Origin of the sequence: Paraburkholderia sp. RL17-347-BIC-D, from assembly GCF_046027915.1 — a bacterium.
In the GTDB taxonomy this organism is placed as follows: domain Bacteria; phylum Pseudomonadota; class Gammaproteobacteria; order Burkholderiales; family Burkholderiaceae; genus Paraburkholderia.
The window spans coordinates 1-10,338 of record NZ_JARESS010000110.1 but is presented as its reverse complement, the minus strand read 5'-3'; the positions used below and the strand labels follow the sequence as shown (position 1 = coordinate 10,338).

Below are 10,338 nucleotides of genomic sequence, written 5' to 3'. Positions count from 1 at the left end.
GGCGATCGGTTCGGAAGTGCGCGACGACAGATCGACACCAAGTTCGCCGGGTCGCTTGCCAAGCAGCACCGCAAGCCGGAACTGTGCGGTCTGCTCGGCGATCCTGAGGTCTGGCAACTGTGCCTCCACCGCACTTAACCGTGCACCCGCGCTTGCGACATCCTGCTCCGAGCCCGTGCCAACCTTCGCCTGTGCCTGCACGAGGCGCAGGGTCTCCCGGAGCGTCCCGATGTCGTTCTCGACAATAGCGATTCGTGCCTGTGAACCGCGCATAACGAAGTAGTTGCGTGCTACTTCGCCGATGACGGAAACTTGGGTGCCACGCAATGCCGCCTGCTGTGCATCGCGTTCTGCCTTCGACGCCTCCACTTCACGCCGGATGCCACCGAATAGGTCAAGTTCCCAACTGGCGTCGAACCCTGCGCGATACACGTCGTACCTCACCTGGTCCGTCGTTATCCCCGGATACTGACCATAGGCGCGCTCGAAGCTCGTCCCAGCCGCCACGGTTGGAATCTGTGCCGACTCAGCTCCGCTCACGAGGGCCCGCGACTCACGAAGGCGTGCCTGTGCAATGCGCAAGTCGAGGTTATCGAGTGCCGCCATCTGTATCAGGGCATCGAGCGTCGGATCTCCAAACTGTTTCCACCATTGTGCCTGGAAGGTCCCGTTGTTCTCACGCATGGGATCGACGTTGAGCAGCTTCGGTACCGTTGGGGCGGCCGCGTGGTAGTCGGGCCCGACGGACACGCACCCAGCAAGCGCCAGTGCAAGCAGAATTCCTGCCGCAGACGAGAAAGGATTCAACCTATTCATTTCAATGTTCTCCGAGAACCGGCGCACTTTGGATAGCCTTGCTGCGGCGCGCCTCGCGCCGTTCCACGAACCCGCGTACCAACACATAAAAAAGCGGTGTGTACACCAGTCCGAACGCCGTAACGCCTAGCATCCCAGCGAATACAGCCACACCGATCGCGTGTCGCATCTCCGCCCCCGCGCCGTGGGCCAACACCAGTGGAACAACGCCCATGATGAACGCCACGGACGTCATCAGGATCGGCCGCAGACGTAGGCGCGCAGCTTCAAGCACTGCCTGCTTGCGGTCCATACCACGCCCTTGTGCGTCGCGCGCAAATTCCACGATAAGAATTGCGTTCTTGCACGCGAGGCCGACCAACACGATCAAACCGATCTGCGTGAATATGTTGCTGTCGCCGTGTGTGAGCCACACGCCGCCAATAGCTGACAGCAATACCATCGGTACAATCAGGATGACGGCCAGCGGGAGCGAAACACTCTCATACAAGGAAGCGAGCACGAGGAACACCAGCAGCACGGACAAAGGAAATACGAGTACGGCCGTATTACCCGCAAGGATCTGCTGGTACGTTAGATCAGTCCATTCGAAAGTCATCCCTCTCGGCAGATTCTCTCGCGCAATGCGCTCCATCGCATCCTGTGCCTGTCCGGTGCTGTAACCCGGTGCGGCGCCACCATTGATTTCTGCTGTGGGATAGCCGTTGTAGTGCATCGAACGCTCCGTCCCGACGGTGCGCTGCACTGACACGAACGAGCCAAGTGGCACCATTGCCCCCGACGAGTTGCGGACCTTCAGTTGCCCGACGTTCTCGAGCGTGCGCCTGAAATCCGGTTCGGCGGAGAGATTCACCTGATACGTGCGACCAAAGCGGTTGAAATCGTTGACGTAGAAGGTGCCCGTGAACGCCTGAAGCGTTTCGGCGACGTCCGTCATGTCGAGACCTTCAATCTTCGCCTTCTCGCGGTCTATGTCCACGCGGACTTGCGGCACGTGTGCATCAAAGCTCGAATAGAGCGGGCTCAATGCTGGCTCTTTCGCGCCACGCGCAATGAGCTTGTCAAGCTGGCGTTGCATTTCCACCGGACCATAGCCAGCGCGATCTTCAATCTGCATCCGGAAACCACCCGTCTCGCCCATGCCGTCCACCGGCGGCGCAGGTACGACGCCAATGCTGGCGCCATGGATAGCCGCATACTTCTTGTTCAGTGCAGCGATGATCGCGTCGGCCGACAGCGACGGATCCCTCCGCTCCTCAAATGGCTTGAGAAGAAGGAAGATCACACCTGAATCGCTGCTGTTCGTGAGGCCATTGATCGACAGACCCGGGAATGATGCGGAGCGCCACACGCCAGGTTGGTGGGCTGCGATGTCACTCATCTCGCGCACGACGCCTTCTGTGCGATCGAGCGACGCGCCGCTCGGTAACTGGACAAATGCGAGGATGAGCTGCTTATCGAGCGTCGGCACGAAGCCAGTGGGCACTCGCATAAAACCGACCGCCGCGAGCACAATCAGACCGCCATACACCACGAGCGCGACCGACGAGCGGCCCAGCACCCGACCCACACCGCCGACGTAACGACCCGCACCAGTCACAAAAAGCCGGTTGAAAGGTCGGAATAACCAGCCGAACAGGCGGTCAATCCATATCGTCAATGCATCTTTAGGCGCGTCGTGAGACTTGAGCAGTAGTGCGGCAAGCGCCGGACTCAGCGTCAGGGAGTTGAACGCGGAGATCACTGTCGAGATTGCGATCGTCAGCGCAAACTGGCGGTAGAACTGGCCGGTGAGCCCACTGATAAATGCGGCCGGTATGAACACTGCACACAGCACGAGTGCAGTAGCAACGATTGGGCTCGTGACTTCCCGCATCGCGCGTCGACTCGCTTCCTTCGGACTCTGTCCCAACTCGATGTGCCGCTCAACGTTCTCAACCACGACGATCGCATCATCGACGACGATTCCGATCGCCAGCACGAGCCCGAACAACGACAGCGTATTGAGCGAGAAGCCAACTGCTTTCATAACCGCGAACGTGCCAATCAGCGACACGGGCACCGCAATCAACGGAATGATCGATGCGCGCCACGTCTGCAGGAAGAGAATCACGACCAGCACCACAAGCGCAATTGCTTCGAAAAGCGTATGAACGACCGCTTCGATTGACGCGCGCTCGAACTGCGTATCGTCGCGTACGATTCGAAAATCCAGACCCTCGGGAAAATTCGCCTTCAGGCGTTTCATTGTCGCCGCGACTTCGTTCGACGTCTGGATCGCGTTGGTACCTGGACGTTGGAACAGCACAATACCAGCAGCTGGATCGTTGTCCAGTAGGCTGCGCTGCGCGTACAGGTCCGCGCCGAGTTCGACACGCGCGACATCGCCAAGATGTACGACGCCCGTGTCGCCTTTGCTGCGCAAGATGATGCGGCGGAACTGGTCTTCGGTAACGAGACGCCCCTGTGTATTCACATTCAGTTGAAATGCATCATCTGTATGCATCGGGGGAGCGCCGAGGGTACCCGCTGCCACCTCGACGTTCTGTTCCCGAATTGCCTTTATGACGTCAGGTGCCGTCAGTCCGCGTTGTGCCATGCGTTGCGGGTCGAGCCACACGCGCATGCTGTATTCGCCCGCGCCGAAGATCTGCACGTCACCCACGCCATCGAGACGAGACAATTCATCTCGGATGTGTGCGCGAGCATAATTCGAGAGATAGAGACCATCATAGCGATGGTTCGTCGACACCAGATGCACTACCAGCGTGACCTCCGGTGAACTCTTCTGGGTTGTCACGCCGAGTCGCTGAACCTCATCGGGCAGGCGCGATAACACCTGCGCGACCCGGTTCTGCACTTGGACCTGCGCCGTATCAAGGTTGGTGCCGAGTGCGAAGGTAACTGTCAGCGCAAGCCGTCCGTCACTCGTCGCCTGCGACGATGTGTACAGCATGTGCTCAACACCGTTGATCTGCTCCTCAAGAGGCGTGGCCACCGTCTGAGCAATCGTCTCAGGACTTGCCCCAGGGTAGTTCGCCTGCACGACAACGGTCGGCGGCACGATATCGGGATACTGGCTAACGGGCAGCATTACAAGCGCAATGGCACCAGCAATCACGAACAGAACCGACAGAACACCAGCGAAGATCGGCCGGTCGATAAAATAGTTGGCTATGCCTTTCATGGCTAAGGTCTCGATGAGGCGGTTATCGCGCGGCCAGCGCGGTTGCGCCAGATGCGGAGACCGGTTTGGCTACGTTTGCGAGCTCGGCTTTCTGACGTTCGTTGAGGTCCGTATCCATTGAGACGGTGACTGGCTGCACCACCATGCCCGGTTGGACATGTTGCAGGCCATCAACGACCACCCGCTCGCCTGGCTGAATACCACTTTCGACGACGCGCAGGCCGGCAAAGACTGGGCCTGTCGACACCTTGCGGTAGATGATCTTACTATCTGGCCCGACCACATACACAAACTGATTCCCGAGGTCAGTTCCCACTGCCGTGTCCCTCATGAGGATGCGAGGCACCGGATGAGTTTCCTGAAGGCGGATCTGCGCATAGAGTCCTGGCGTGTACGCACCTTGGGCGTTTGCAAATACAGCTCGAAGGCGAATGGTTCCCGAGCCTGAGTCGAGTTGGTTGTCAACGAAATCTAGATGTCCAACGTGCGTGAAGTCGTGCTCATCCGCGAGCGCCATTGCAACTTCGGGCACGCTATGACCATCGTCGCGAAAATGTTGGAGAGTAAGGTAGCTCTGCTCGTCGACGTCGAAATATCCGTAGATGGGGTCGAGGCTGACGACGCGGGTCAGGACCGCGTCTGGCGTGACCAAGTTACCCGCTGTGATCATCGCATAGCTGACCTTCCCGTCGATCGGCGCGCGCACTTCTGTGAAGCTGAGATTCAGTTGCGCCGCATCAAGTTGCGCGCGGGTCGCAAGCGCCTTCGACCGGCTTGTGCTTGCCGCAGTGTCAAGTTGTTCCGACGCTTCCTGCGAAATCGCACTCTGCGTGAGCAATCGTCTACCTCGCTCCGAATTGGACCGGGCTTGCGCGGCCTCAGCCTGAGCCTGTGCGAGTTCCGCTGTCAGGCGGTCTACCTCGGCGCGGTAAGGGCGCGGATCGATCCGGATCAGTACGTCGCCCTTGTGCACGCGGGCGCCTTCCTTGAACAGCACCTCATCCACGTATCCGCTTACTCGTGGTCGTACGTCAATCGTGTCGACGGCCTGCAACCTGCCAGTGAATACCTGACGATCATCCACCTGAAACGTACGGGCCTGCACAACTGTTACCTGAAGTGCGGGCGCGGCGTTCACCGAATCGGAAGAAGCGGATGCATGCGTTTTAAGTAGCAGACCGCTGCCCGCGACTACCGCCAGCGTTATTATCTGGAGTGCGACTCGCTTTCGTCTAAAAAACTGCGTCGTTGGTTGAGACATTACTTGACCCTCTTCGATGTGAAAATATCGCTACTTCGTTTGCCTGAGCCTCGGACCCAAAGACGCCCCCTGCTCCGACCCTGTCACCCTCTTGCGCGCAATGCTTGTAAAGCATCCCCGGGTGTCGTGGCAGAATAAAACGACTGATTGCCACCACGAACTCACATGCATTCTGGCCTAGTTAATCGGCCTTTTCGATAGCACAGGTAGCATCTTTGCGATGCTATTGCGACATGATTGAGTCGATGTGCGCAACAAGACCGGGCCGGATCTCGCACGAAATCAAAGTGAAACTAAAAGAAAGTAACTAGAGCGGATGCAGATAAAACACGTTTCGCCACAGCCTCGCCGAGACTTCGCGCAGCGATCTGCACGACATATGATCGACACGAGAGCTACGTCGCCATGTCGTCTGGAGAACTGCTCAATGCTTCTGCACAGTCTCTAACTACCGAGTCGCTTCCGATACGCAACAACGTTTGTCATCGTGAACATCAATATCGACACGGCATCCGCCGCGGAATAGAATTCGAGTCATCACACACTAAGCAGGAGCGCGTAGATCGCCTCGCCACCCGATCTCGAACACCGCTCGCACCGCGTAGTGGCCAGATACTGAAGTCCAGCTTAGCCCGCGTTGCGAACGAGATCACGCAGCACGACATCTAAAGGCACGCGTCCAATTCGAGTTTCAGTCCGACGACCTTCGAACTTCAGCCAACCTTCGTTGAAACCATCGAGCATTTGCATACGCGGGCCAGGATTCTTCATGCCTTGCGCACGAAACGTTTCCTCCCACTCGTCCCGGGGGACAAGCTTCGGCCGGACCTGGCGTCCGAGCAGTCGATCAAAGGTTTCGGCGATGTCATTCGGACTAATGCGCCTATCACCTTCGAGTTCGATGATTCGAAGACCGTCCCACTCCTCCATGAGAGTCTCTGAAATCACACGTCCGATGTCGGCCGTTGCCACCATGGGAATCATCCGGCCAACAGGCTGAAGAAAAGACGGAATCTCCCCGCTTTCACGTGCAGGCTCAACATCACATAAGGCGTTCTCCATGAACCATGCAGAACGCACGAACGCGACCGGCATCGGGAGCTTACTGAGCGCTTCCTCCAGATAGCGAGCTTGCGTGAGCAAGCTAGGTTGCAACACCTGAGCCCCAATGGTCGACAGGCAGACGACCTTGCCAGGTTGTGCAGTTACGATCGCATCGTGCAAAGACGAAACAATTTCGTGCGCTTCTGAAAAATCCGTAGATGGATCACAGCTCATGGGCAACATCACAAAGACGCCTTCCGTTTTCTGGAACGCCTGCGCCAACGATTGCGTATCGCGCAGATCAGCTAACGAAACCTCGTACCCCTGCTCCAGCAACATCGACGCCTTGTCTGGATTTCGAATGACGGCGCGAACGTCGCATCCGTTTGCGAGAAGCAATCGGGCAGTAACGCCTCCTACCTGACCGGTGACTCCAATAAGGGAAAACATAATGGACTCCTTGTCGCTAGAACTGCATCAAACCCAATGTTTCAGCATTCTCGTTCTTCTTTGATCAGATTAGGACCACCATCACGTCATACCTTCCATAACGGGATGGCATAGCTGAACTTCGACGACGCTTGTTGTTCGGGGCGAAAGTTTGATGTTTCACATACCCATATTAGATTTCTGCGAGTATGAAGCGCACACCTTTCTCGCCCTCAGCTAGTGCCCGTAGCCAGCGCGCAACCTACGTGGAATATAGGGACATAGCCTTTGACCTGCGAACGATCAACGGGTTACGCACGATTTCAGCAGCGGCCAATAATCGACATGTTCTCCCGCAAGCGAAGTGCTTAGCAATTTGCATCCGACGTCTGCCCCATAACGAGATCGGACGCGAGACCTCGCGTGGGACTGCTTCACGAGCACCTGTACTCCGAGACACTAACGGAAAATAACTGGCCCTTGTACGAGCGAATCGTTCCGACGCTAACTGCACTTGAGGAAGCGGCAAAACGCAAGTCCTGGGGTCCCTGCGCGTCACTGCGGAGGAATTTCCCTCAAACCTATTCTCCGGTCCTCGCCTTGAAGAGTTTCTTAAGATGTATCCTGAGTTAAAGCTGGAATTTCATCACCCGAAACCGACAACGCGGCTAGGCTTCCGACGCCGTTGACCTAGTTCGATTGGGCTCCTCACTCCGCTACGCAACCGGTTATTCACCATCTGCTCCTTAGGACAGCGCGTCTGCCCCTTCAGATTCGAGGTCTCAAGCGACATGCATGTTGGGCATGTTGATCACTTTCGTCCCCGCGTGGGCGCTCCCTGCGGGCGCACGAAAACAAAGCCGGTTGTCAGCTCATCCTGACGACCGGCTTTAATCTGTCACGCGCTGCTATTTCGCTATGAGCGCTGCAGTTGAAGCATCATCAGAACCTATGGCGCAGTCCTACGCTAACCAGCTCCTGCGTGTTGGTGCCGCCGTAGCCGTACGAGCCCACGGACGCCTGTGCGGCCACCACGGCGGTGCCACCTGCGCTAAGCGTTTCCCCGCTGGCGTGTTGCCATGCGCCCACTAGATATAGGTCGGTACGCGTGGACAAGTTGTAGTCCGCGCCAATGCTGACCTGATGGTAGGTCGCGGCCGTCTCGCCACTCGACTTCGTATAGCTGTAACCCACGCCCAGCAGGATTGCCTTGGTGGCCTGGTAGTTGAGGAAACCCTGCCCTGTGTTGAACTTCTCAGTCGACGAGAATGCCGATTGTCCGTCCGACTTGTACTGCGCGTTGCTGTAGCCCGCGCCGAACGTGAAAGGACCCGCCACATACTGCGCCGCGACACGGGCAATGTTGATGGACTTCGCGCTCTGGAAGCCCAAGTTGACCAACGAGCCGTCGAAGGTGCCGTCAGACGTTCCGCCCCAGCCGGAGCCAGTTGTCGTCGATGGGCGCACGAGGCCGTTCACCGATGGATTGTTCGCCACAAAGTAACCCGCCGCGACCGAGATCGGGCCGTTGTTATACACCGCGGCGGCCGACCAGGTCTGTCCCGAGCCCGTCTGTCCTGCGACGCCGCCAAACGCATACATTCCCTCGACCTGCAGGCCCGAAAACACCGGCGACACGTATTTGATTGCGTTGTTGGTACGGGAACTGTTGTCGTAGTTGTCGACGTCACCTACAGTTGCAAATGCGCTCCCGAAATAGTTGTCAGCAGTGATCCCCTGCACAAGGTCAATGAGCGGGTCATATTGGCGACCCAACGTGAGCGTACCGTATTGACCTGACGTCAAACCCACAAATGCCTGACGACCGAACTCGCGACCGCCCTGCGCAAGCTGCCCCGTGCTTGAGTTAAAGCCGTTTTCCAACTGAAAGAGGGCAGACAGTCCACCACCCAGATCTTCCTGGCCTTTCAGACCCCAGCGGCTACCGGAAAGATCCCCGAAACTCGAGTTGCCGACCGACCATTGGTTTTGGCCGGCAGCATTCGCATTATGAACGAAGGTAACCGACGTATCGATGGTGCCGTATAGTGTGACGCTGCTTTGTGCATGCGCCGTGCCTGCGGCAGCCAAAAGTGTCAGCGAGAGTGTCGAGAGCGCTGTTCGTTTCATCTGTTTCTCCGTGTGGATGAATAATTTGGTTATTGCAAGATGGACGGTAACGTGACGCGTCCTTGCGCAGTACCGAAAAAAAAAACCCGTCGCAAAAAGTTAACAGGCACACGAGCCGAAGTGGTCAATGATGTGCACGACCAAGGCCAACGGATAAGTCAAAATTTGATGTGAACGGAATTGGCTTGACGTCGCTGAGCAGAGCAGCGCGCCTGCATCTACTTTTTCTGCAAACCTTCTGGTCTTGAGAACCTGAATTACATATCGACCCGCTGATCGTAAGAGCGGCTGAGGCGGTCTGTGCTCGCACGAAAGTAGGAGCAGGGCACTGATTTCGGTCAAACCGCCTGACTTCAAGTGACGCCTCCAGCCAGGTAGTTCCGCGCCCGACGCCGGGTTTAGGCACATTGAGCAGTTCGCCAGCGGAGCAGCACACCACTACTGCCCACTGCCTCAAACATGGTCGTAGTATTGAGCGTTCGCTCCCGAAAAACCATACTAGACTCTCCGATGGGTAGCGTGAGCGTTACGTCCCCTTACTTCTACCAGCCGATCTGACCAGTAGCAATGTCATCAGAAACATTGTTCGTTATGCATAGCATTAATTAAGCTCCACGACCGGCGGAACTTGTCGAATAGTCTTATATATGCCATTTTGTCATGACAGCTATGCCATTATGGCCATCCTAAATTGACGGAAGAACCGGCAAAATATTGCCGGCATCGGCAAGCTAGCTAAGAGCTATCTCGTTCCGCATCCCTTGTCTGCCCGCTTGAATCGCTCGTAAACGGGAGTACCGTCAGACGACGGATTCGCTTCGGTGAAATCTTTGTTCATCGATGATAGTCGCACGCCGGCCGATCGACACTCGAACACGTGACGAGACATCTCTATCGCGGAAGTGTCCGTGCCGGTTCTCTGAGAAGGTCGAGCGTTCCGGCACGGCTTACTCCAAACGCAAACGGCAGAGTCATCGATATGCGAGGTTGTGGTACACCTCTTCGCATAGGCGGCGCTCGGATCGGATACTAAAGCAGCAACCCCGAATCAACATGCGAATCGTGAGTTCTGGGTCGATCGATGAGCGCCTCATTAGGCTGTAGAACGGTGCGAGATGCTAGCGCAGATCTCGCAGCGGTAGATGCCCTTCATCGCGTGGGATTGAAGGACGTTGTTGTTGAGGTCGAACGAGTAGAAGAGATTGTCTTGTCCGCTATCCCGTAGACCTATCCTGACGATTCGCTCCTTTCGCTTGATATCTTCCAGGATATTCAACATTCCGCATCTATGGATGAAGTGCCGGCCCAACGTTGTCAAGAAAGATCAAACAGCGATCAAACGCGTCAGACGATCATAGCTGGGCTTCATGAGCCTTCGCTGGGGCCCACAAAATCCAAGCGTTAGCCAAACCGGAATCGCTCACTACTTCGTTCTTTTGACAAGGCAAGAGGCCAAGCTGCTCACCCAGTG

5 protein-coding genes and 1 pseudogene are annotated in these 10,338 nt (G+C 56.8%); all 6 read right to left on the bottom strand.

Annotation, left to right across the window (positions count from 1 at the left end; all coding sequences use genetic code 11):
• Positions 1-816 (bottom strand): TolC family protein (locus P0D96_RS46710; RefSeq protein WP_408321002.1); only part of this gene is annotated, 816 nt, incomplete at its 3' end.
• 1 nt (position 817) lies between these two features.
• Entirely contained in the window at positions 818-4,003 is a 3,186-nt protein-coding gene (locus P0D96_RS46705; RefSeq protein WP_256458536.1) for an efflux RND transporter permease subunit, read from the bottom strand.
• A gap of 22 nt (positions 4,004-4,025) precedes the next feature.
• Entirely contained in the window at positions 4,026-5,264 is a 1,239-nt protein-coding gene (locus P0D96_RS46700; protein WP_408320999.1) for an efflux RND transporter periplasmic adaptor subunit, read from the bottom strand.
• 627 nt (positions 5,265-5,891) lie between these two features.
• Positions 5,892-6,758, bottom strand: a complete 867-nt coding sequence (locus P0D96_RS46695; protein ID WP_408320997.1) for an NmrA family NAD(P)-binding protein — start codon at positions 6,756-6,758, stop codon at positions 5,892-5,894.
• 921 nt (positions 6,759-7,679) lie between these two features.
• Positions 7,680-8,867 (bottom strand): porin, encoded by a 1,188-nt coding sequence (locus tag P0D96_RS46690; RefSeq protein WP_408320995.1) that lies wholly within the window; start codon positions 8,865-8,867, stop codon positions 7,680-7,682.
• An 884-nt stretch (positions 8,868-9,751) separates the two neighbouring features.
• A pseudogene (locus P0D96_RS46685) lies at positions 9,752-9,985 on the bottom strand (transposase); the annotation flags it as partial.
• Between the last annotated feature and the right edge of the window lie 353 nt (positions 9,986-10,338).

Excerpts from the sequence above, each read along its gene's own strand:
- P0D96_RS46705 (WP_256458536.1), bottom strand. The coding sequence starts at position 4,003 with ATGAAAGGCATAGCCAACTATTTTATCGACCGGCCGATCTTCGCTGGT.
- P0D96_RS46700 (WP_408320999.1), bottom strand. The coding sequence starts at position 5,264 with ATGTCTCAACCAACGACGCAGTTTTTTAGACGAAAGCGAGTCGCACTC.
- P0D96_RS46695 (WP_408320997.1), bottom strand. The coding sequence starts at position 6,758 with ATGTTTTCCCTTATTGGAGTCACCGGTCAGGTAGGAGGCGTTACTGCC.
- P0D96_RS46690 (WP_408320995.1), bottom strand. The coding sequence starts at position 8,867 with ATGAAACGAACAGCGCTCTCGACACTCTCGCTGACACTTTTGGCTGCC.